At 41.6% G+C, this 23,065-nt stretch carries 23 protein-coding genes and 1 tRNA gene; 17 read left to right on the forward strand and 7 right to left on the reverse strand.

Annotation, left to right across the window (positions count from 1 at the left end):
* Position 1: 1 nt before the first annotated feature.
* The 5 genes from AC6I9F_RS04620 to AC6I9F_RS04640 all read left to right on the forward strand — a co-directional run bounded on the left by AC6I9F_RS04620 (position 2) and on the right by AC6I9F_RS04640 (position 1,542).
* Positions 2-268, forward strand: a complete 267-nt coding sequence (locus tag AC6I9F_RS04620; protein ID WP_261035165.1) for a chorismate mutase — start codon at positions 2-4, stop codon at positions 266-268.
* Positions 265-639, forward strand: a complete 375-nt coding sequence (gene crcB, locus AC6I9F_RS04625) for a fluoride efflux transporter CrcB (RefSeq protein WP_498023073.1) — start codon at positions 265-267, stop codon at positions 637-639. The genes AC6I9F_RS04620 and crcB (AC6I9F_RS04625) overlap by 4 nt, the downstream gene beginning before the upstream one ends.
* Positions 633-962 carry a fluoride efflux transporter CrcB gene (crcB, locus tag AC6I9F_RS04630; RefSeq protein ID WP_049512865.1) on the forward strand — a complete coding sequence of 110 codons (330 nt, stop codon included), beginning with the start codon at positions 633-635 and terminating at the stop codon, positions 960-962. Before crcB (AC6I9F_RS04625) ends, crcB (AC6I9F_RS04630) begins: the two co-directional genes overlap by 7 nt.
* 118 nt (positions 963-1,080) lie before the next feature.
* Entirely contained in the window at positions 1,081-1,428 is a 348-nt protein-coding gene (rplS, locus tag AC6I9F_RS04635) for a 50S ribosomal protein L19 (RefSeq protein WP_001068669.1), read from the forward strand.
* Between the two features lie 42 nt (positions 1,429-1,470).
* Positions 1,471-1,542, forward strand: a tRNA-Arg gene (locus AC6I9F_RS04640).
* Between the two features lie 54 nt (positions 1,543-1,596).
* On the opposite strand, the gene yidA is transcribed toward AC6I9F_RS04640, so the two are convergent.
* Together yidA and AC6I9F_RS04650 are read right to left on the reverse strand one after the other, a co-directional pair.
* On the reverse strand, positions 1,597-2,403 hold the full coding sequence (yidA, locus tag AC6I9F_RS04645) for a sugar-phosphatase (RefSeq protein ID WP_498023075.1): 807 nt from the start codon (positions 2,401-2,403) through the stop codon (positions 1,597-1,599).
* 12 nt (positions 2,404-2,415) lie between these two features.
* Entirely contained in the window at positions 2,416-3,720 is a 1,305-nt protein-coding gene (locus AC6I9F_RS04650) for an HD domain-containing protein (protein WP_173282671.1), read from the reverse strand.
* Positions 3,721-3,791: 71 nt separating this feature from the next.
* Between AC6I9F_RS04650 and AC6I9F_RS04655 the strand changes: the two genes are divergently transcribed.
* From AC6I9F_RS04655 to ffh, 3 genes are all read left to right on the forward strand, one after another.
* Positions 3,792-4,169, forward strand: coding sequence for a YwiB family protein (locus AC6I9F_RS04655; protein ID WP_004238036.1), 378 nt, complete (start codon positions 3,792-3,794; stop codon positions 4,167-4,169).
* Positions 4,170-4,259: 90 nt separating this feature from the next.
* Positions 4,260-4,592 (forward strand): putative DNA-binding protein, encoded by a 333-nt coding sequence (locus AC6I9F_RS04660; protein WP_033680400.1) that lies wholly within the window; start codon positions 4,260-4,262, stop codon positions 4,590-4,592.
* A gap of 11 nt (positions 4,593-4,603) precedes the next feature.
* Complete coding sequence (ffh, locus tag AC6I9F_RS04665; RefSeq protein WP_173282672.1) at positions 4,604-6,175, forward strand: signal recognition particle protein; 1,572 nt, start codon at positions 4,604-4,606, stop codon at positions 6,173-6,175.
* A gap of 95 nt (positions 6,176-6,270) precedes the next feature.
* Here the strand turns inward: ffh and AC6I9F_RS04670 are convergent, their stop codons facing one another.
* Positions 6,271-7,554, reverse strand: a complete 1,284-nt coding sequence (locus AC6I9F_RS04670; RefSeq protein ID WP_164226579.1) for a uracil-xanthine permease family protein — start codon at positions 7,552-7,554, stop codon at positions 6,271-6,273.
* 332 nt (positions 7,555-7,886) lie between these two features.
* Between AC6I9F_RS04670 and AC6I9F_RS04675 the strand changes: the two genes are divergently transcribed.
* On the forward strand, positions 7,887-9,053 hold the full coding sequence (locus AC6I9F_RS04675) for an IS30 family transposase (RefSeq protein WP_000160552.1): 1,167 nt from the start codon (positions 7,887-7,889) through the stop codon (positions 9,051-9,053).
* A 297-nt stretch (positions 9,054-9,350) separates the two neighbouring features.
* Here AC6I9F_RS04675 and rsmG read toward each other — a convergent pair whose 3' ends face one another.
* A complete protein-coding gene (gene rsmG / locus AC6I9F_RS04680) occupies positions 9,351-10,064 on the reverse strand; it encodes a 16S rRNA (guanine(527)-N(7))-methyltransferase RsmG (protein ID WP_164226578.1) in 714 nt (237 codons plus the stop codon).
* 93 nt (positions 10,065-10,157) lie between these two features.
* Between rsmG and AC6I9F_RS04685 the strand changes: the two genes are divergently transcribed.
* Positions 10,158-10,718 (forward strand): LemA family protein, encoded by a 561-nt coding sequence (locus AC6I9F_RS04685; protein WP_000219822.1) that lies wholly within the window; start codon positions 10,158-10,160, stop codon positions 10,716-10,718.
* Position 10,719: 1 nt separating this feature from the next.
* On the forward strand, positions 10,720-11,619 hold the full coding sequence (gene htpX / locus AC6I9F_RS04690) for a zinc metalloprotease HtpX (RefSeq protein WP_498023080.1): 900 nt from the start codon (positions 10,720-10,722) through the stop codon (positions 11,617-11,619).
* Between the two features lie 151 nt (positions 11,620-11,770).
* Here the strand turns inward: htpX and AC6I9F_RS04695 are convergent, their stop codons facing one another.
* A complete protein-coding gene (locus tag AC6I9F_RS04695; protein ID WP_173282677.1) occupies positions 11,771-13,330 on the reverse strand; it encodes an ATP-binding cassette domain-containing protein in 1,560 nt (519 codons plus the stop codon).
* A gap of 449 nt (positions 13,331-13,779) precedes the next feature.
* On the opposite strand from AC6I9F_RS04695, the gene AC6I9F_RS04700 reads away from it, so the two are divergent.
* The 6 genes from AC6I9F_RS04700 (at position 13,780) to carB (ending at position 21,131) form a co-directional block, all read left to right on the forward strand.
* Complete coding sequence (locus AC6I9F_RS04700; protein ID WP_088791026.1) at positions 13,780-14,322, forward strand: YceD family protein; 543 nt, start codon at positions 13,780-13,782, stop codon at positions 14,320-14,322.
* Entirely contained in the window at positions 14,322-14,951 is a 630-nt protein-coding gene (gene nth / locus AC6I9F_RS04705) for an endonuclease III (RefSeq protein ID WP_088791027.1), read from the forward strand. The genes AC6I9F_RS04700 and nth overlap by 1 nt, the downstream gene beginning before the upstream one ends.
* Before the next feature lie 210 nt (positions 14,952-15,161).
* Positions 15,162-15,683 (forward strand): bifunctional pyr operon transcriptional regulator/uracil phosphoribosyltransferase PyrR, encoded by a 522-nt coding sequence (gene pyrR, locus AC6I9F_RS04710; RefSeq protein ID WP_088791028.1) that lies wholly within the window; start codon positions 15,162-15,164, stop codon positions 15,681-15,683.
* 18 nt (positions 15,684-15,701) lie between these two features.
* Entirely contained in the window at positions 15,702-16,625 is a 924-nt protein-coding gene (locus AC6I9F_RS04715; RefSeq protein WP_088791029.1) for an aspartate carbamoyltransferase catalytic subunit, read from the forward strand.
* 49 nt (positions 16,626-16,674) lie between these two features.
* The gene (locus AC6I9F_RS04720; RefSeq protein ID WP_164226575.1) at positions 16,675-17,754 is read left to right on the forward strand and encodes a carbamoyl phosphate synthase small subunit; all 1,080 of its coding nucleotides are present in this window, start codon (positions 16,675-16,677) and stop codon (positions 17,752-17,754) included.
* 200 nt (positions 17,755-17,954) lie between these two features.
* Positions 17,955-21,131, forward strand: coding sequence for a carbamoyl-phosphate synthase large subunit (gene carB / locus AC6I9F_RS04725; RefSeq protein WP_498023084.1), 3,177 nt, complete (start codon positions 17,955-17,957; stop codon positions 21,129-21,131).
* Between the two features lie 313 nt (positions 21,132-21,444).
* On the opposite strand, the gene AC6I9F_RS04730 is transcribed toward carB, so the two are convergent.
* Together AC6I9F_RS04730 and AC6I9F_RS04735 are read right to left on the reverse strand one after the other, a co-directional pair.
* A complete protein-coding gene (locus tag AC6I9F_RS04730) occupies positions 21,445-22,254 on the reverse strand; it encodes a LicD family protein (protein WP_164226573.1) in 810 nt (269 codons plus the stop codon).
* Position 22,255: 1 nt separating this feature from the next.
* Positions 22,256-23,059, reverse strand: coding sequence for a LicD family protein (locus AC6I9F_RS04735; RefSeq protein WP_164226572.1), 804 nt, complete (start codon positions 23,057-23,059; stop codon positions 22,256-22,258).
* Positions 23,060-23,065 lie beyond the last annotated feature (6 nt).

Raw genomic sequence — 23,065 nt, forward strand, 5'->3', positions numbered from 1 at the left:
TATGGATTTAGATATTATTCGTCAAGAAATTGATCAAATCGACGACCAAATTGTCAAACTGTTAGAAGCACGTATGCACTTAGTTGAAGGGGTTGTTGCTTATAAGAAGGCTTCAGGGAAACCAATTTTAGATACCAAGAGAGAAGCAATTATCTTTGAAAAGGTTAGAAGTCGTGTAGAGGACAAGCGCTATCAGGAGACTATTGTCGCGACTTTTTCGGACATACTCAAACGTTCGCGTGATTATCAGGATCAAAATATCAAATGAAAAAAGAACAATTTTATTCGCTAGGAATTTTTCTAGCTGCTATGTTGGGCGGACTTGTCCGCTATCTAGTTTCCATTTGGTTACCAGCCAGCCCAGATTTCCCCTTGGGCACCCTTCTTGTTAACTATCTAGGCATTTTCTGCTTGGTGTATCTTGTTAAGGGCTATTTAGTCTATAAGGGAACTAGTAAGGGCTTGGTTCTAGCACTGGGGACGGGTTTTTGTGGAGGTTTGACAACCTTTTCTAGTCTCATGCTTGATGCTGTAAAACTGCTTGATACAGGGCGTTATCTTAGTTTGGTTCTGTATTTACTTTTGAGCATCGGAGGAGGCCTGCTCTTGGCTTACTATTTGGGGAGGAAGAAATGGTAATCATCTATCTTGCAATTGCTTGTGGTTTCGGAGCCCTAGTAAGGTATTTCTTTTCCCGCTATAATCAAACTTCTACATTGCCACTCGGAACGCTTATAGCCAATCTTTTGGGTTGTTTTTTGATTGGTTTATGCTACAATCATGTTGAGTCTAAGGAAGTCTATGCTATTTTAGCAACTGGATTTTGTGGAGGTCTGACGACTTTTTCGACCTTGAATGACGAACTCCAAAGGTTGCTAAGTGATAAGAAGGTATTTTATAGCTACCTAGCCTTAACCTACCTAGGTGGTTTAGTTGCGATTTTTTTAGGAATTCTGCTATAAATTTCTTTACTTTTTTGTGGAAATTTGGTAAACTGTATCTTGTGTGTAATGGACGCACAAAAATACAGTTTATCCGCTGAGGAAGATTCCTCAAGATTGACAAAGATAGGAGAATAAAATGAATCCATTAATCCAAAGCTTGACTGAAGGTCAACTTCGTACAGATATCCCATCATTCCGTCCTGGTGACACTGTTCGTGTACACGCGAAAGTTGTCGAAGGAAACCGTGAACGTATCCAGATTTTTGAAGGTGTTGTTATTGCACGTAAAGGTGCTGGCATCTCAGAAAACTACACAGTTCGTAAAATCTCTAACGGTGTAGGTGTTGAGCGTATCTTCCCAATCCACACTCCACGTGTTGAAAAAATCGAAGTTGTTCGTTACGGTAAAGTACGTCGTGCGAAATTGTACTACTTGCGTGCTCTTCAAGGTAAAGCAGCTCGTATCAAAGAAATCCGTCGTTAATTCGACTAAAAAACTCTGCTCATTTAGCAGAGTTTTTATCTAGCTCCCTTAGTTCAATGGATATAACAACTCCCTCCTAAGGAGTAGTTGCAGGTTCGATTCCTGCAGGGGGCAGTAATTAGATACTAAAAACCGCTCAGCCGAGCGGTTTTCGTATATTCTTCACTTTTACAGTACCCATGTACGGATGGCATGGGCAACGCCGGATTCATCATTAGATTTAGTGATGTATTTGGCGATTTTTTTGATTTCTGGATTTCCGTTTTCCATGACAACGGGGTTACCAACGACTTCCAGCATGGCACGGTCGTTTTCTTCGTCACCGATAGCCATGGTTTCATCTTTGGTCAATCCGAGTTTTTCAGCTAGGTGAGTGATGGCTGAACCTTTGTCCACATTCTTTTTAAGGAGTTCGAGGTAGAAAGGAGCAGATTTGTTGATGGAGTAGCGTTCGTAAAATTCTGCTGGGATTTTTTCAATTGCAGCATCGAGGATTTCTGGTTCATCGATGAACATACATTTAACGATTTCCTTGTCAGCCATTTCTTCAGGTGTACGGTAGAAGATAGGCATGCTGACGAGGGTTGATTCGTGCACTGTGTATTTTCCGATATTGCGATTGGCCGTGTAGATACCGTCTTTGGTAATAGCGTGCATGTGAACACCGAGCTTACGACTGAGAAATTCCATAACCAGATAATCCTCATAGGTCAAGGATTCGCTGATAATTTCATGGCCTGTAGCAGTTTCTTGGACAAGGGCACCGTTGAAGGTCACCACATAGTCACCCTCGTCTCTCAACTGCAAGTCGTCCAGAAGTTTGGCAACACCTGCGATAGGGCGGCCAGTTGCAATGACGACTTTGACACCAGCTTCTTTGGCATCTTGGATGGCAGAAAAGACTTCAGGAGTGATTTCCTTTTGGCTGTTGACTAGGGTTCCGTCAATATCGACGGCGATTAGTTTAATACTCATAAAATTCCTCCTCTAGTTTTTATTTGGGGTAAAATGATCGTTCTCAATCAAGTGTAAAAATTGCTGGGTAATGCTTGCGAAGATACTGTTTTGATCCAACATTTCTTTTGGGAAATAGAAACGATTATCTCCGTGGCGACTGCCAGCAAGGGATTGGACGATAGGAGACAGGCTAGAGAGTTCGGCTAGTTCTCCATTTTTCTGTAGAATCTCAATCTGTGTCCGTGGATTTTCAGATTCGGGACGATAGATATCATAAGGGAGGTCGAAGTTCTTATGAATGGCAGTATAGTAGTCGGGATCAAAGCCAATGTCCTCAACCAATTTTCTCATGCTAGCGAGTTGGTCTTGGTTTTCTTGTGAAAAAGTAATGGATTTAAAGACTTTGCGGTTGACAAAGCGTTGCGACAAGTCTGCAAGAATCTTATCAGGACTGGTCATCCAGAGCTGGAAGTAGGTATTCATCACACCATCATCCAGAGCCAGATAGTCAGTCAAGGTTACATTTTTTTCAAAGAAAGGCAGGAGATGTGGAGAAGTTCGTGCAAAGAAATCTTTGTCTTTAGGATAGAGTTCCTTGGCGCGCTTTAGAAGATTCTGTAGGAGGACCTCCATGGCGCGTGTTGCTGGGTGGAAATAAACCTGCATGTACATCTGGTAGCGACTGAGGACATAGTCTTCGATGGCGTGCATGCCATTGCGCTGAAAGGCGATACCATTTGCGACAGGACGAATGACTCGGAGGATGCGAGTCAGGTCAAATTCTCCATAGGAAGCTCCTGTAAAATAGGAGTCGCGCAAGAGATAGTCCATGCGATCCGCATCAATCTGGCTAGAAATGAGCTGCACAACCTGCTTGTTAGGGTAGGTATGGTCGATGACACTGGCTACCTTTTCTGGAAAGTCTGGCGCTACTTGTAGTAGAACTTGGTGAATCTCGGTCTCAGGATTTTGGATAATTTCCTGAGTGATTGCTTCATGGTCGGTATCAAAGAGATGTTCAAAAGTATGGGAGTAGGCACCATGCCCAAGGTCATGTAGGAGAGCAGCGGTCATGGTCAAGAGAGACTCGGCAGGATTCCATTCCTCAGGATATTTTTCTTCAAAAATCTCTGTGATGCGTCGTGCAATCTCATAGACTCCTAGACAGTGAGAGAAGCGACTGTGTTCTCCACCGTGGAAGGTATAACTGGAAGTCCCCAGTTGTTTGATGCGACGCAAACGCTGAAATTCTTTTGTATTGATCAAGTCATAGATGATTTGATTATTGACATGGATGTAGTTGTGAACTGGGTCACGGAATACTTTTTCGTTCATATGACCATTATAGCAAAAAGCTAGAGTTTTTGGTAAAATAGTAGGACAAGAGACAAGAAAGAGGACTTGATGTGAAGATTCGGATGCGAAATACGATTCAGTTTGATGAGCAGTTGGAAGTGATTGACCAACTCTATGATGTAGAAGTGCATGAAAAAGGAGATTATAGCTACCTGCTTTTTTATAATGAGGAAAAGGAAAAAGTGGTTATTAAATTTCATGGTCAAGAACTGGTGATGAGTCGATTTTCCAATCCCAAGACCATTATGCGCTTTCTAAAGGATAGCGATAGTTTAGCTTATATTCCTACACCTATGGGCATGCAGGAATTTATCATCCAAACGAGCCATTATCAAGTTGATGGGCAAAAGATTGAACTAGATTATCAACTACAAAATCAAGAGGGACACCCCTTTGCCAGCTATCAATTGGAAATTACTTGGGGCTAGTCTCTTGTCTTTTTCAAATTTAGCTAGCTATCTTCTCGGATTAGCCTGCTAATGTGGTAGATTAGGCTATTTTTTGGTATAATAAAAGTTATGGAAATTGAAAAAACCAATCGTATGAATGCGCTCTTTGAATTTTATGCGGCGCTGTTGACAGACAAGCAAATGAATTATATAGAGCTCTACTACGCTGATGATTACAGTCTTGCTGAGATTGCCGAGGAATTCGGTGTCAGTCGTCAGGCTGTCTATGATAATATCAAGCGGACAGAAAAGATTCTGGAAGATTATGAGATGAAATTGCACATGTACTCGGACTACATTGTCCGTAGTCAGATTTTTGACCAGATTTTGGAGCAGTATCCCAATGATGACTTTCTGCAAAAGCAGATAGAAATTTTAACAAGCATTGATAATAGAGAATAAGAGGAAGAAAAATGGCATTTGAAAGTTTAACAGAACGTTTACAGAACGTCTTTAAAAATTTACGTAAAAAAGGAAAAATATCTGAATCTGATGTCCAAGAGGCAACCAAAGAAATTCGCTTGGCCTTGCTTGAGGCCGACGTTGCCTTGCCTGTTGTAAAGGACTTTATCAAGAAAGTTCGTGAGCGTGCAGTCGGACATGAGGTCATTGATACCCTTAATCCTGCGCAACAAATTATTAAAATCGTTGATGAGGGGCTGACAACCGTTTTAGGTTCTGACACGGCAGAAATTATCAAGTCACCTAAGATTCCTACAATCATCATGATGGTCGGTTTGCAGGGGGCTGGTAAAACAACCTTTGCTGGTAAATTGGCCAACAAACTCAAGAAGGAAGAAAATGCCCGTCCTTTGATGATTGCGGCGGATATTTACCGTCCTGCGGCTATTGACCAGTTGAAAACTCTGGGTCAACAGATTGATGTGCCGGTTTTCGCTCTTGGGACAGAGGTTCCAGCTGTGGAGATTGTTCGTCAAGGTTTGGAACAAGCCCAAGCCAATCACAACGATTATGTCTTGATTGATACGGCAGGTCGTTTGCAGATTGATGAGCTTTTGATGAATGAACTTCGTGACGTAAAAGCATTGGCTCAACCAAACGAAATTCTGCTCGTCGTTGATGCCATGATTGGTCAAGAAGCGGCCAATGTTGCGCGTGAGTTTAATGCTCAGTTGGAAGTGACTGGGGTTATCCTTACTAAGATTGATGGGGATACTCGTGGTGGTGCGGCTCTATCTGTTCGTCACATTACAGGAAAACCAATCAAGTTCACTGGTACAGGTGAAAAGATTACGGACATTGAAACCTTCCACCCAGACCGTATGTCTAGCCGTATCCTTGGCATGGGGGATATGCTCACTCTGATTGAGAAAGCTTCTCAGGAATACGATGAGCAAAAAGCCCTTGAAATGGCTGAGAAGATGCGTGAAAACACCTTCGATTTCAATGATTTCATTGATCAGTTGGATCAGGTACAAAACATGGGCCCAATGGAAGACTTGCTCAAGATGATTCCAGGCATGGCTAACAACCCAGCCCTTCAAAACATGAAGGTGGATGAGCGTCAGATTGCGCGCAAGCGTGCTATTGTATCTTCTATGACGCCTGAAGAACGTGAAAATCCTGATTTGTTAAATCCAAGCCGTCGCCGTCGTATCGCTGCAGGTTCTGGAAATACCTTTGTCGAAGTTAATAAATTCATCAAAGACTTTAATCAGGCCAAACAGCTTATGCAGGGAGTCATGTCTGGCGATATGAACAAGATGATGAAGCAGATGGGAATCAATCCAAACAACCTTCCTAAAAATATGCCAAATATGGGAGGAATGGATATGTCTGCCCTTGAAGGAATGATGGGACAAGGTGGTATGCCTGACTTGTCAGCTCTTGGAGGAGCAGGAATGCCAGATATGAGCCAGATGTTTGGTGGCGGACTCAAAGGTAAAATCGGTGAATTTGCTATGAAACAGTCCATGAAACGCATGGCGAATAAAATGAAGAAAGCGAAGAAAAAACGTAAGTAAGACAAGGGAAGGCCGCAGGGCTTTCCTTTTTTAGAAAGAAGAAAAATGAGCACTTCCATAATTGGAAATGCTCGTTTTTTGATGTGTTTAGATGTTTAGTCTTTATTTTCGTATGGCAAGATTAAGTTCAAGATGATTCCTGTCATGGCTGATAGGGCAGTACCTGAAAGAGTAACTGGACCAAGTTTAAGGATAGCTCCTCCAAGTCCAAGCACCAACATAGCACTTGCGATGATCAGGTTTCGCATTTGAGCGAAATCAACACGTTCTTTAATCAAAACTTTCAAACCGTTGCTGGCGATAACTCCATAGAGAAGGATTGACATACCACCAAGTACAGCATTTGGAATAGTTGAAATCAAAGCAGTGAATTTACCAAGGAAGCTAAGGGCAATCGCGATGAAGGCAGCGTTACGGATAACTGAGACAGAAGCGATACGAGTCATACCAATAACCCCTGTATTTTCTCCGTAAGTTGTATTGGCTGGTCCACCAAGGAAGGCAGAAACAGAAGTTGCGATACCGTCACCAAGAAGAGTACGGTGAAGACCTGGTTCTTTCAAGAATTGACGGCCACAGATTTGACCCAAAACAGTATGGTCTCCGATGTGTTCAGAAATTGTTACGATAGCGATTGGCAAGATAGCGATGGTTTCTGGCCCAAAGTAAAGATTGTACTCTTTAAAGGCACCACCTGTGCTAAATGGCAAGTAGAAACCAGGAATTTCGAACCAGTTGGCTTTAAGAACTGGTGTAAAGTCAACTAAGCCAAGAGTTAGTGCGAAGAGGTAACCACCGATAATGGCAAATAGGAATGGAATGATTCGTAGGAAGCCTTTTCCCTTTGTATTGATAAAGGCAGCAATCAAGAAAGTAACAACTGCTACAAGAGCATTTTTCCAATTCCCGTCTGCTACAAGACCAGCATTGGTAACAGCTGAACCTGCAAGTCCAAGACCGATAACGATGATCATAGGACCGATAATGATTGGTGGCAAGAGTTTATCAATCCATTTTGTTCCTACAAATCGGATGCTGGTAGCAACAAGGACATAGACCAAACCAGTCAAGATAACCCCTGTTTGAGCAGCAGATACATCACCACCCATTTCTTTCATAGCCAGTGACATAGCTGTGATAAAGGCAAATGAAGAACCTAGATAAACTGGAACTTTAAAACCAGTTGAAATCATGTAGATGAGTGTTCCAACACCTGAAGCAAAAAGGGCAACGGATACAGGCATTCCCAAAATCAAGGGTACCAAGATAGTCGCACCAAACATGGCGAAAACGTGTTGGAAGCTAAGGAGAATTCCTTTTCCAGCCGAAGGACGTTGGTCAACGTCTAGTAACAAATCAACAGTTGATTCTTGTTTCATATAAACCTCACTTTTGGGCATCAAAAAAGAGCCCATTATTTTACAGCAATAGGCCCTCAGAGTAAGACTTCTTTAAAATTTAGATTTTAAAGAGTTTCAAATATTTCTGCGTCTTCGTCACCTCACGGGATGACATTAAAAACCTTTGCTTAGGATAGTATAGCAGAAAAAAATGATTTTGTAAATCATTTTTTCCCGAGCCTAGAAATAAAAGAGCGAGTGTAACTTCTCAAAGTAACTTCCACTTGCCTGACCAAAGTGGAAATTAGTCTAAAACGGATTTTTATGGTGGAATTAAGTGTGAGACGTTTGAGTTAGAAACGAGGTCTACTATGACAAAACATAAACACCTTACCCTTTCAGACCGTAATGATATCCAATTAGGTTTAGAGCGCAGTGAAACCTTCAAAGCTATTGGACAATCCATTCTAAAAGACCCGACTACTGTTTCTAAAGAAGTCAAACGAAACAGACAAGTCCGAGAGTCTACATGCCATAACCTTCCTTGCCCTCTACTCGACAAAGCTCCCTTTGTCTGTAACGGCTGCCCTAAAAGAAGACAGAATTGTGGCTATAAGAAGATCTTCTACCTCGCTAAGCAAGCTCAAAAACAATACGAACAAACTCTTGGCGAAGCTCGTGAAGGAACTCCCCTCAATTCCAAGACCTTCTGGGACATGGACAAAGTCATTTCTGATGGGGTTAAAAAAGGACAACACATCTATCATATTCTCAAAACTCATAACCTTGATGTCAGCTCCTCAACTGTCTATCGACACATCCGAAAAGGGTACCTATCTATCGCTCCGATTGATCTTGCCAGAGCCGTTAAATTCAAAGAAAGACGAAAAAGTAAGCTACCTTCCATCCCTAAAGAAGCTAAAAAAGGCCGTTCCTATGAGGATTTCCAAAACTATTTAGCACTGAATCAACTAGACTCTTGGCTGGAAATGGACACAGTTATGGGGAGAATGGGAGGTAAAGTCCTACTCACCTTCAATCTATCTTTCTGTAACTTTATCTTCGCTAGACTTCTGGATAATAAAACTGCCCTTGAGGTTACCAAACATCTCTATGACATCAAGAACACTCTTCACCAAGCGGACAAAGATTTCTTCCAACTCTTCCCTGTCATTCTTACCGATAATGGTGGAGAGTTTGCCAGGGTTGATGACATCGAAATGGATGTGCGAGGAGAGAGTAAACTCTTCTTTTGTGACCCTAATCGCTCTGACCAGAAAGGGAGAATTGAGAAAAATCACACGCTGATTCGCGACATTCTACCTAAAGGAACTTCTTTTGACAATTTAACTCAAGAGGACATCAATCTCGTCTGCTCTCATGTCAACAGCGTCAAACGTGCTGCTTTGAATGGAAAGTCAGCTTATGAACTCTTTGCCTTTACTTATGGAGAAGAAATTCCTAAGCTTCTCGGTATTTCTAAAATACCTGCAGAAGACGTCTGTCAGTCTTCTAAATTACTCCAACATAAGTTCTAAAAACTAACCTAAAACCCTATTCAAACGTCTCACACTAACTTCCACCATAGCGGAACTTAATCTGAAACGCTTTCAGATAAGAGGATTTTGTGCGCTCTTTTTTTCGATTCATTTTGGCTACAAAAGCAATAAAATCAAGCATTAGTAAAACCAGTGGAACTTACCCTGACATGGATTTCCACTGGTTTTTACAATTTTTATCAGATTAACTTCCACTTCTACTAGCGGTGGAACTTAGTTTGGGAATTTACCATAAAAGAGCGAGGCTGATTTTGTAAATATTTTTTACTTAAAAATTTAAAGCGGGCGTTTATTTGGCATGCCAGCCTTACGTGGGTATTTGTTGGGCGTTTCTTTTTTCTTTTCTACCACTGTGATGTAGCGCGGATCTCCATTTGGTAGGGCGTAGCTGAGATTGTCTTCGACCTTACTAAAAAGGAGGTTGAGGGCATTCTTAGCTTCTAATAATTCCTCAGGCGCATTGCTGGCCTTGAGTGCTAATAGTTTGCCACTAACTTTAAGGTAGGGGATAGTCAATTCAGATAAAACCTGCATGCGGGCAACCGCACGAGCTGTTACAAAATCATATTGAGCACGGAAGTTTTTGTCCTGTGCAAAATCTTCGGCACGTCCATGGTAGAAATGAACACCGTCCAAATCCAGTTCTTGAGCCAAAAGTTGGAGGAAGTTGATGCGCTTATTGAGTGAATCGATGATGGTCACATCTAACTGAGGATAGAGGATTTTCATGGGAAGACTAGGAAATCCTGCCCCGGCTCCAATATCAAGAAGTTTGATATTTTCATTTGAAATCAAGCCTTGAAGGATGGGTGCAATCGAATCGTAAAAATGTTTGAGATAAACTTCATCCTTGTCTGTAATAGCTGTTAGATTAATTTTTTCGTTCCACTCGACCAAGAGCTCAAAATAACGTTCAAATTGTTTTTTTTGCTGGTCAGAAAGTGGAAGATTTTGCTCGGCAAGCAAGTTGTAAAATGTTTCTGGTTTCATAGTTATTTCCTTCTTTAGTATCATCTTATTTTACCACAATCATTAAAAATTTGATATACTGGTACTAATCTAAAAGCAGAAAGGACTTATATCATGACTTGGATTATTCTTGGAGTTATCGCTCTTATTGTTATTTTTGTGATTGTTAGCTATAACGGTTTGGTTAAAAATCGTATGCAAACAAAGGAGGCTTGGAGCCAGATTGATGTTCAGTTGAAACGTCGAAATGACCTCTTGCCAAACTTGATTGAGACTGTAAAAGGTTATGCTAAATATGAAGGTTCTACCCTTGAAAAGGTGGCAGAACTTCGTAACCAAGTGGCGGCAGCGACTTCACCAGCAGAAGCTATGAAAGCTAGTGATGCCCTTACTCGTCAGGTTTCAGGTATTTTTGCAGTTGCAGAAAGCTATCCAGATTTGAAAGCTAGTGCAAACTTTGTTAAATTGCAAGAGGAGTTGACAAACACAGAAAATAAAATTTCTTACTCTCGTCAACTCTACAACAGTGTTGTCAGCAACTACAATGTAAAATTAGAAACTTTCCCAAGCAATATTATCGCTGGAATGTTTGGATTTAAAGCAGCAGATTTCCTTCAAACTCCAGAAGAGGAAAAGGCAGTTCCTAAAGTTGATTTTAGCGGTTTAGGTGACTAAGATGTTGTTTGATCAAATTGCAAGCAATAAACGAAAAACCTGGATTTTGTTGCTGGTATTTTTCCTACTCTTAGCTCTTGTTGGCTATGCGGTTGGTTACCTCTTTATGCGATCTGGGCTTGGTGGTTTGGTTATGGCACTGATTATTGGCTTTATCTATGCCTTGTCCATGATTTTTCAATCGACAGAGATTGTCATGTCCATGAATGGAGCGCGTGAGGTTGATGAGCAAACGGCACCAGACCTCTACCATGTAGTGGAAGATATGGCTATGGTGGCTCAGATTCCTATGCCTCGTGTTTTCATCATTGATGATCCAGCCTTAAATGCCTTTGCGACAGGTTCTAACCCTCAAAATGCGGCGGTTGCTGCGACTTCAGGTCTCCTAGCTATCATGAATCGTGAAGAACTAGAAGCTGTTATGGGACATGAAGTCAGTCATATTCGTAATTACGATATCCGTATTTCGACTATTGCCGTTGCTCTTGCCAGTGCTATCACCATGCTTTCTAGTATGGCAGGTCGTATGATGTGGTGGGGTGGAGCAGGTCGCAGACGAAGTGATGATGACCGAGATGGAAATGGCTTAGAAATCATTATGCTCGTGGTTTCCCTACTAGCTATTGTGCTGGCACCTCTCGCTGCAACCTTGGTGCAACTAGCTATTTCTCGTCAGAGGGAATTCCTAGCTGATGCTTCCAGTGTTGAGTTGACGCGCAATCCTCAAGGGATGATAAATGCTCTACGTAAGTTGGATAATAGTAAACCGATGAGTCGTCCTGTCGATGATGCCAGCAGTGCACTTTATATCAATGATCCTAAGAAAGGGGGAGGGTTCCAAAAACTCTTTTACACCCACCCACCTATCTCAGAACGGATTGAACGTTTGAAACAGATGTAAAATGAAGGCTGGGAAAAAGCCTTTAAAATCTGAAAAACGCATAATATCAGGTGTGCAAAAAACTTGATATTATGCGTTTTATTATGGGAAGATTTACTTCCTTTTCTCATAAAATTGTGTTTTTGTCCTACCTATCTGCTATGTTGCAAATTTATACATCTTCTAAATTAACTACCTCCAGACCGTGTTCTGTCATGCGATAGATGATCGAGCAGACTTCTTTTAAGAAACGACGGTCATGCGAAACAGTGATGAGACCGCCTGGATACGTAGCAAAGAGTTTTCTGATTTGGGGTTGAGAAGTTGGAGAAAAGTTTCGTGTAGGTTCATCCAGCAGGAGAAAGTTTGGTTTGCGCAGCACTAAATCCAAAAGCAGGAGTTTTCCCTGTTGTCCGCCAGATAAGGAGCGAATTTGATGCTGCATTTCTGGATAACTGAAATTGAGACTGGCTAAGTGAGATTGGATTTTCTGCAGTTCCTCTTTTTCACCAGTTTTGCTGAGATAGGCTATAGGGGATAAATCCAATTGTAGTTTTTTATGGTAATCTTGTGGCATATAACCAAGAGAAATCTCTCTTTTTTGACTTAGCATTTGTTGCAACTTTGCTAACAGAGTTGATTTCCCCATACCATTTGGCCCGATGATACCGATTTTTTCTTGCCCACGGACAGTTAGTTGTAGTTCTTGCACCAAAATTCGCTCGCCAATGGACAAATTCTCTTTTTCCAGTTGGATTAAGACTTTAGAAGCCGGTAATGGCTGTATATCTGAGAAGAAAAGTCTGATTTCTTCCTCTTCAAGTGGTTTTTGGGTCATGGACTGAGCTAGCTTTTCAAAGCGTTTTTCTTGAGATAGAACATTTTTCATCTTTTTAGCCAATAGGCGACCGGCAGTACTGTCTTTGGTAGCTCGAAGTGCAGTTTCTACATTTTGCTTGACTCGCCGATGTTTTTCCATGGTTTTATCGTAGGTTCTTTGATCGTTAGCCGCTTGCTGACTTTGTCTGGCAAAATTAGCCTTTCTCTGCTCACTATAGCGGTCATAGTCTAAATGCTCTACTAACGTTTCTGCTTCTTTACGGTGTTTGACCAGTCGCAAGTGAACAATAGTGTCTGCCGTTTCAGAAAGAAAGTCCTCATCATGGGAGATGAAAATAGCAGTTTGCCGAATCTTTTGAATCTGACTTTTTAGCCAATCAACCGTCTCAAGGTCTAGGTCATTTGAAGGTTCATCTAAAAATAGAATCTCAAAGGGTTTGGCTAACTCATGGATGAGCTGAATTTTCAAAGCTTCACCCCCTGATAGACTGCCAATCTCTTGGTCGCTTGCGAAACGATTGCTATCAAAATGCAATTCCTCAGCCAAACGATAGAGGATACTGTAGTCTAAATCAATAGAATCTAAAAAGAAGTAGTCGTGTAGAGTTTTCTTTTTCAGCTCCTCGGGGAGTTTTTGAGGAATGTAGGCTAGTGATTGATGGTCAGACTGGATGTCTCCCCTGATAGTGAAATCAGGCAAAGCTTCCCCCATTAAAGTTTTAAGTAAGGTTGATTTGCCATTTCCTTCCTCTCCAATAATAGCTACCTTTTCCCCATCCTGGATGGTCATGCTTAGATCAGAGACAAGGTCTCGTAAATCTTTGTTTTGTGTGATGGTCAGGTGATTGATTTTTATCATATGATTGCCCTTTCTAGAATGTCCATAGTGCATAACAAAAAGCTCTACTTTACCTAGTAGAGCCCAAAGTCTATGTCAAAAAAACTCTATGAAAATGCCAGAAAAAAGAGCATAAAAGAGCACACAAAAAGAGACAAAAACAAGATCTACTAAATAAAGGTTCTTTATTTGATAGACTTAGTTGTTCATGTCTCCCTTACCTCCGAGTATTAGTATCTTTATACTATACCTTTAAGGAAATTTTGTCAACAGAAAACTGGAAATTCTATGCTCTAAAATCCGTGTGGTAGGCATTAGTAATGAGTTCTTTGTCTTCCATGTGAGTATCTTCCTTGCTCTGATGTATTCTTGCCTATAGTATAGAACTAAAAAAATGACATAGTAAACATGTTAAAAACTCGAATGTTAATTACAAAGTTTGCTGTGCTGATTTGTAGCCTTTTCATGGTATAATCAAGAGAGTAAATCTTTATGGAGGAAGTATGAAATTAAATATTCAAGAAATTCGTAAGCAGTCTGAAGGCTTGCATTTTGAACAAGCGTTAGATTTAGTTGCTGACCTACGTGCACGTAATCAAGAAATTTTAGATGTAAAAGATATCCTTGCAGTTGGGAAAGTCCAATATGAAGACCGTATGTATTTCTTAGATTATCAGTTGTCTTATACCATTGTCCTTGCTTCAAGTCGTAGTATGGAGCCAGTTGAGTTGGCTGAATCTTATCCAGTCACAGAAGTTTTCATGGAAGGCGCAACTAACCAGCTAGATCAAGAAGTTTTAGACGATGATTTGGTCTTGCCTATCGAAAATGGAGAACTTGACCTTGCTGAGAGCGTGTCAGACAATATCCTACTAAACATTCCTATCAAGGTCTTGACGGCTGAAGAAGAAGCTGGTCAAGGTTTTGTGTCAGGAAATGACTGGCAAATCATGACAGAAGAAGAATACCAAGCCCAACAAGCGGTTAAGAAAGAAGAAAACAGTCCTTTTGCTGGCTTACAAGGACTATTTGATGGAGACGAATAATGGTCTTGTCAAAAAAACGCGCACGAAAGGTGCTAGAAGAAATTATTGCTCTTTTTCCAGATGCCAAGCCCAGTCTTGATTTTACCAATCATTTTGAACTACTAGTTGCGGTCATGTTGTCAGCTCAGACAACAGATGCAGCGGTAAATAAGGCCACACCAGGTCTCTTTGCTGCCTTTCCAACGCCACAAGCCATGTCTGTGGCGACAGAGGGTGAGATTGCTTCACATATTTCTCGCCTGGGACTGTATCGGAATAAGGCTAAATTCCTTAAAAAATGTGCCCAACAGTTACTAGACGATTTTTATGGCCAAGTTCCTCAAACACGTGAGGAATTAGAGAGTTTGGCAGGTGTTGGTCGCAAGACAGCCAATGTTGTTATGAGTGTAGGATTTGGGATTCCAGCTTTTGCAGTGGATACTCATGTAGAGCGTATTTGCAAACACCACGATATCGTCAAAAAATCAGCGACACCACTTGAGGTGGAAAAGCGGGTCATGGATATCTTGCCGCCTGAGCAGTGGTTAGCAGCTCATCAGGCCATGATTTATTTTGGAAGAGCCATTTGCCATCCTAAAAATCCAGAGTGTGACCAGTACCCACAGTTATATGATTTTAGCAATTTATAAGATGGGGTTTCAAAAGTTTTTGCTTGATTTTAGGCTCGCTTTGTGCTATAGTAATTGATAATTAAATATTCCTTTAAACCTGTCCCGTGAGGCAGGCAAGGAGCGTGATAAAGTAGAAGGGTGAAGTCTATACTGTTTGTAGTAGGGCTTACTTAGCTATACATTTCAAGTCTCCTTGTTTAAGGAGACTTTTCTTTTTGGAGGTTTGTCATGAAGACAAAAGAAGTTGTAGACGAATTGACCGTCAAACGAGCGATTACGCGTATTACTTATGAGATTATCGAACGCAACAAAGATTTGAATAAAATCGTCTTGGCTGGTATTAAAACTCGCGGTGTCTTTATCGCCTACCGAATCCAAGAACGTTTGGAGCAGCTAGAAAATCTTTCAGTTCCTGTTGTGGAATTAGATACTAAACCTTTCCGTGATGATGTTAAAAGTGGAGAAGATACTTCTTTGGTTTCTGTAGATGTGACAGACCGTGAAGTTATCTTGGTGGATGATGTGCTTTATACAGGCCGTACCATCCGCGCTGCTATTGATAATATTGTAGGTCATGGTCGTCCTGCGCGCGTGAGTTTAGCAGTTCTAGTCGATCGTGGACATAGAGAATTGCCAATCCGTCCAGATTACGTTGGAAAAAATATCCCAACTAGTCGTTCTGAAGAAATCATCGTAGAGATGGCAGAACTTGATGGCCAAGACAGAGTTCTGATTACTGAAGAAGCTTAGAAAGCTAAAGGAGTAGCCATGTCAGAAAATCAACAAGCATTGAACCATGTGGTGTCCATGGAAGACCTCACTGTCGATCAAGTGATGAAATTGATCAAGCGAGGAATTGAGTTTAAAAATGGAGCCCAGCTTCCTTATGAAGACCATCCGATTGTTTCCAATCTTTTCTTTGAGGATTCTACACGGACGCATAAGTCCTTTGAAGTGGCAGAGATTAAACTGGGGCTGGAACGACTTGACTTTGATGTGAAGACTAGTTCGGTTAATAAGGGTGAGACACTTTATGATACCATTTTGACTTTGTCTGCTTTAGGAGTGGATGTCTGTGTGATTCGCCACCCAGAGGTTGACTACTACAGAGAGTTGATTGCTAGTCCTACGATTACGACTTCCATCATCAATGGTGGAGATGGTTCGGGCCAACACCCTAGCCAGAGCTTGCTTGATTTGATGACTATTTATGAGGAATTTAGTCACTTTGAGGGTCTCAAGGTTGCGATTGCAGGTGACTTGGACCACTCGCGCGTTGCCAAATCTAATATGCAGATTTTGAAACGCTTGGGAGCTGAACTCTTTTTCGCTGGACCTGAGGAATGGAGAAGTCAAGAGTTTGCAGACTATGGACAGTTTGTAACCATTGATGAAATCATTGATCAGGTGGATGTCATGATGTTTCTTCGTGTGCAACATGAACGTCATGATAGTGGAGCTGTCTTTTCAAAAGAAGACTACCATACCCAACATGGCTTGACTCAAGAACGTTACGATCGTTTGAAAGAAACAGCAATCCTCATGCACCCAGCTCCAGTCAACCGTGATGTAGAAATTGCAGACCATTTGGTTGAAGCACCAAAATCACGGATTGTCCAACAAATGACCAATGGTGTCTTTGTTCGAATGGCAATCTTAGAATCCGTACTGGCGAGTAGAAACGCCAACTAAAACACAAGACGTTAAAAGACGCCAGTGAGCGTCCACGAGAGGTGAGAATATGACAAAAAGACTTCTAGTATTAGAAGATGGCACAGTTTTTGAAGGCAAGGCCTTCGGAGCAGATATTGATGTAACAGGCGAAATCGTCTTTAATACAGGCATGACCGGCTACCAAGAATCCATTACAGACCAGTCTTATAATGGACAAATCTTGACCTTTACCTATCCTTTGGTAGGAAATTATGGAATTAACCGTGATGATTATGAATCCATTATTCCAACTTGTAAGGGAGTTGTTGTTTTCGAAGAAGCACGTAGAGCAAGCAACTGGCGCAACCAAATGACCTTGGATGAATTTTTGAAAGCCAAGAAAATTCCTGGTATTTCAGGGATTGATACGCGTGCCCTCACTAAGATTATCCGTAAGCATGGTACGATGCGTGCAACCTTGACTCATGTTGGAGATAGTATGGATCATGTGACGGACCAGCTCCAAGCAACAGTCCTGCCAACAGACAATATCAAACAGGTTTCTACTAAAACCTCTTATCCAGCTCCAGGAGTAGGTTTGAGCGTGGTGCTAGTGGACTTTGGTCTCAAGCACTCAATTCTACGTGAACTTTCTAAGCGTAATTGTAACGTGACGGTTGTTCCTTATTCAACAACGGCGGAAGAAATTCTCCATCTCAATCCTGACGGAGTTATGTTGTCAAACGGTCCGGGTAACCCAGAAGACGCTCCACAGGCATTGGATATGATTCGCGGTGTTCAAGGAAAAATTCCAATCTTCGGTATCTGTATGGGGCACCAACTCTTTGCCATGGCAAACGGGGCTAAGACCTACAAGATGAAGTTTGGTCACCGTGGATTTAACCACGCGGTACGAGAGATTGCTACAGGACGAGTAGACTTTACTAGCCAGAACCATGGTTATGCAGTTAGCCGTGAGGATTTGCCAGAGCACTTGATCATTACCCACGAAGAAATCAATGACAAGTCAGTTGAAGGTGTGCGTCACAGATACCAACCTGCTTTCTCTGTTCAATATCATCCAGATGCAGCCCCTGGTCCACACGACGCAAGCTACCTATTTGACGAGTTTATCGAGATGATGGAAGCTTTTAAACAAGCAAACTAAGAACGAGTAAAAGCTCGTCGGAGAATTTATTTAATGTCAACCTGAGAGTTGCCAAATAGAAAGGAGAAGATACATTGTTCGCGGAAGTGAACACGCCCTAAGAACTGTGTGAAAAAGATAAACATCGTCTTGACGCTAAAGACGTCTGCACCGAGTTTCCTATTTTCACTATGTTCTTTACGGGCTTTGTATCATAAACTATGCCTAAACGTACTGATATTCAAAAAATTATGGTGATTGGTTCTGGTCCGATTATTATTGGTCAGGCTGCTGAGTTTGACTACGCTGGGACCCAGGCTTGCTTGTCTTTGAAAGAGGAGGGTTATGAGGTTGTCTTGGTTAACTCAAACCCTGCAACCATCATGACGGACAAGGAGATTGCGGACAAGGTCTATATCGAACCGATTACACTTGAGTTTGTGACACGTATTCTTCGTAAGGAGCGTCCAGATGCCTTGCTACCAACACTCGGTGGTCAGACAGGTCTCAACATGGCCATGGAATTGTCTAAAAATGGTATCCTAGATGAACTTGGTGTTGAGCTTCTGGGAACTAAATTATCTGCCATTGACCAAGCGGAGGACCGTGACCTCTTTAAACAATTGATGGAAGAGCTCAACCAACCAATTCCAGAATCTGAAATTGTTAACACAGTAGAAGAAGCAGTTGCCTTTGCAGCAACAATTGGCTACCCAGTTATCGTTCGTCCAGCCTTTACCCTTGGTGGTACTGGTGGTGGTATGTGTGCCAACGAGGAAGAATTGCGTGAAATTGCTGAAAATGGTTTGAAATTGTCACCTGTTACCCAATGTTTGATTGAGCGTTCAATCGCAGGTTTCAAGGAAATCGAATACGAAGTCATGCGTGACTCAGCTGACAATGCCTTAGTTGTTTGTAACATGGAAAACTTTGACCCGGTTGGGATTCACACAGGAGATTCTATTGTATTTGCTCCGGCGCAAACCATGTCAGACTATGAAAACCAAATGCTCCGTGATGCTAGCTTGAGCATCATTCGTGCCCTCAAAATTGAAGGTGGATGTAATGTTCAGCTGGCCCTTGATCCACATAGCTTTAAGTATTATGTTATCGAAGTAAACCCTCGTGTATCGCGTTCTTCAGCCCTTGCATCTAAGGCGACAGGTTACCCAATTGCTAAATTAGCTGCCAAAATTGCCGTTGGTTTGACCTTGGATGAGGTTATCAACCCAGTCACAGGTTCAACCTACGCCATGTTTGAGCCAGCTCTTGACTACGTCGTTGCCAAGATTCCACGTTTCCCATTTGACAAGTTTGAAAAGGGTGAACGTCGTCTGGGTACTCAGATGAAGGCGACTGGAGAAGTCATGGCGATCGGTCGTAACATTGAGGAATCTCTTCTTAAAGCTTGTCGTTCCCTTGAAATTGGTGTGCACCACAATGAAATGCCTGAACTTGCAGCAGTTTCTGATGATGCCTTGATTGAAAAAGTAGTCAAAGCCCAGGATGACCGTCTCTTCTACGTATCAGAAGCCATTCGTCGTGGCTACACACCAGAAGAAATTGCAGAGCTTACAAAAATCGATATTTTTTATCTGGATAAACTCTTGCATATCTTTGAAATTGAACAGGAGTTGGGTGCCCATCCACAAGATCTAGAAGTCTTGAAAACAGCTAAACTTAATGGCTTCTCAGACCGTAAGATTGCGGAACTTTGGGAAACGACTGCAGACCAAGTTCGTCAACTTCGCTTGGAAAACAAGATTGTTCCAGTTTATAAGATGGTAGATACTTGTGCGGCAGAATTTGACTCTGAAACACCATACTTCTATTCAACCTATGGTTGGGAAAACGAGTCTATCAAGTCTGATAAAGAATCTGTACTTGTCCTAGGTTCTGGTCCAATCCGTATCGGGCAAGGGGTTGAGTTTGACTACGCAACTGTTCACTCGGTTAAGGCTATCCAGGCTGCTGGCTATGAAGCTATCATCATGAACTCAAACCCAGAGACTGTCTCTACAGACTTCTCTGTATCAGACAAGCTTTACTTTGAGCCATTGACATTTGAAGATGTCATGAATGTTATTGACTTGGAACAACCAAAAGGGGTTATCGTTCAGTTCGGTGGTCAAACAGCCATCAACCTTGCGGAGCCATTGGCAAAAGCAGGTGTGACCATCCTTGGGACACAGGTTGCTGATCTAGACCGCGCCGAAGACCGTGACCTCTTCGAGCAAGCTCTCAAAGACTTGGATATTCCACAGCCACCAGGACAAACGGCTACCAATGAAGAAGAAGCAGTGCTTGCAGCTCGTAAGATTGGCTTCCCAGTTCTCGTTCGCCCATCTTATGTCTTAGGTGGACGTGCTATGGAAATCGTAGAAAATGAGGAAGACCTTCGTTCTTACATGCGTACAGCGGTTAAGGCTAGTCCAGATCACCCAGTTCTTGTCGACTCTTACATCGTTGGGCAAGAGTGTGAAGTTGATGCTATTTCAGATGGAGAAAATGTCCTCATTCCTGGGATCATGGAACATATCGAACGTGCTGGTGTCCACTCAGGTGACTCAATGGCCGTTTACCCACCTCAAACCTTGTCGCAAAAGGTTCAGGAAACTATTGCAGACTACACAAAACGCCTAGCAATCGGCCTTAACTGTCTTGGAATGATGAACATCCAGTTTGTTATCAAGGATGAAAAAGTCTACGTTATTGAGGTCAATCCACGTGCTAGCCGTACGGTGCCACTCCTTTCTAAGGTAACCAATATCCCTATGGCTCAAGTAGCAACCAAGCTCATTCTTGGTCAAAAACTTGAAGAACTTGGCTACCAAGATGGACTTTACCCTGAAAGTACCCGCGTTCATATCAAGGCACCTGTCTTCTCCTTTACCAAACTAGCTAAGGTAGACAGCTTACTTGGTCCTGAAATGAAGTCAACAGGGGAAGTTATGGGTTCTGATACGACTTTAGAAAAAGCTCTCTATAAGGCTTTTGAAGCTTCTTACTTACACTTGCCAACTTTTGGTAACGTTGTATTTACCATCGCTGATGATGCCAAAGAAGAAGCCTTGGACTTGGCTCGTCGTTTCCAAAATATTGGCTATGGAATCCTTGCGACAGAAGGGACAGCAGCCTTCTTTGCCAGTCATGGATTGCAATCCCAACCTGTTGGTAAGATTGGTGATGACGATAAGGATATTCCAAGCTTTGTTCGTAAAGGAAGAATCCAAGCTATCATTAATACAGTTGGAACCAAACGAACTGCTGACGAAGATGGTGAGCAAATCCGTCGTTCAGCCATTGAACACGGAGTGCCCCTCTTCACAGCCCTAGATACAGCTAATGCCATGCTCAAAGTATTGGAAAGCCGTAGTTTTGTCACAGAAGCAATTTAATACCCAATGAAAATCAAAGAGCAAACTAGCCGCAGGTTGCTCAAAGCACTGCTTTGAGGTTGCAGATAGAACTGACGAAGTCAGTAACATACATACGGCAAGGCGACATTGACACGGTTTGAAGAGATTTTCGAAGAGTATAAATAGGAAAATAAGTTGGACAAAAGGTCTTTAAGAAGATAAGGAAAACGCATAATATCAGGTGTAGAAATCCTTGATATTATGCGTTTTGTTGTGGGGGGACTTACTTCATTTTTTCCTGCAATTGAGTTTTTTCCAAGTCTCACTCAATACTTTGTATAATTGCCCTTAATCAGCTTTTACGATAGGCTTTAATACTGTGACTATACCACTCTTGCATTTCTTTTGATGGTGGTGTCATATAATCCCCATACATCTGGCTTAAAAATTGGTCATATTTTTTTGGCACAGGCAACATACGACCTTCAAACTCAGTCAAAATCAGTTCTTTAAAGGTATCAACTGGGAAGATTTCTTTCATTCCTTCCTTACCGATCCCAACTCCTCCTTCATATTGAGGAGTGTTGGTTGCAGCATTTTTGACTAGCTGATCAATTTTCTTGTAAAAGTAACGGGGATTGACCACCCGGAGGGCGTACCAGCTACATAATCTTAGAAAATCTTTTATTTTGCTGTCACCGTGAACTGCGCGTGATTTTTTGATATAAGCTAGTTGACGAAGGGCCACATACTTATAGCTCTTGTCGACAATGCTCAAGTCTGTAAATCGATCAATTGGGAAGACGTCGATGAAGAGACTGGTGTCATGACGCTTGTACTTAACATGGTCTTCGATAACAGTAGAAGTGTCCAAAATCGATGCGAAATTATGGAAGTACCAAGAAGATGTATCGTAGGAAAGAACCTTGTAGCGAGGGTGATTTTCTTCTTCAATAATCTTCAGTAAACGCTCATAATCCTCACGATAAAGGGAAATATCAATATCATCATCCCAAGGAATCATACCTTTGTGGCGGATGGCTCCAAGCATGGTTCCATAACTGAGAAAATAAGGAATATCATGTTTCTTACAAGTCTCATCAATATAGTCTAGCAGGGCTAGTTGAATTTCTTTAATTTCTTTTTTTTCTAAATACTGCATCCTAATCCTCCAATTTGTAAGCGTGAAATTCATGACTGTAGAAGCGTTTTTCTTCTGGTGGTAGGGTCATATAATCTCCATAAAATTGTGTCAAAATAGTATCAAATTTTTCAGGTGCAGGAAGATTTAAATTCTCAAAGGGGAGATCGATTGTTTTATCGAAGGTACCACTTGGGAATACTTCTTTTTCCTTAAATTTAGAAGGGATAAAGGCCATATACTGCCCATTATCACGACTATATTTTTGAATTTCTTTCTCGATTTTATGTGCGAAATAACGAGGAGAAACCGGTCTAAGGAGTAACCAGAAGGCTGTTCGTATCCAATCTTTTAAGAGGCTATCCTTATAGACAATATTTTTGTGTTTACTGAAAGACAGAAGTTTGAAGCTTTCCAGTTTATAACAAGTATCAATGACCTTAGGATCATCAAAGCGATCCATAGGGAAAATATCGATAAAGACACCAGACTCATAGGTTTTCGTATTTCGAGTATCAATAATTTTAGTCGTACTGTCGGTTATTTTGATAAAGTTATTAAAGTAGTTCTTATCAGTTTCTAAGGATAGGAGCTTATACTTGCTTTTTTCCTTTTGAAAAATGGTAATAAATCGTTGGTAGTCTTCTCGAGGCATGGACAGATCAATATCGTCGTCCCAAGGGATAAAGCCCTTATGTCGAACTGCCCCAATCAGAGTTCCGTAGTTAATAATATAGTTGATATTGTGCTTTTTACAAAGAGTATCAATATAATCCAAAATTTCTAATTCAATTTGTTTGGCATCTTCAATGGTTAGTTGTTTCATTCTATA

The sequence above is a fragment of the Streptococcus nakanonensis genome, from assembly GCF_059738785.1.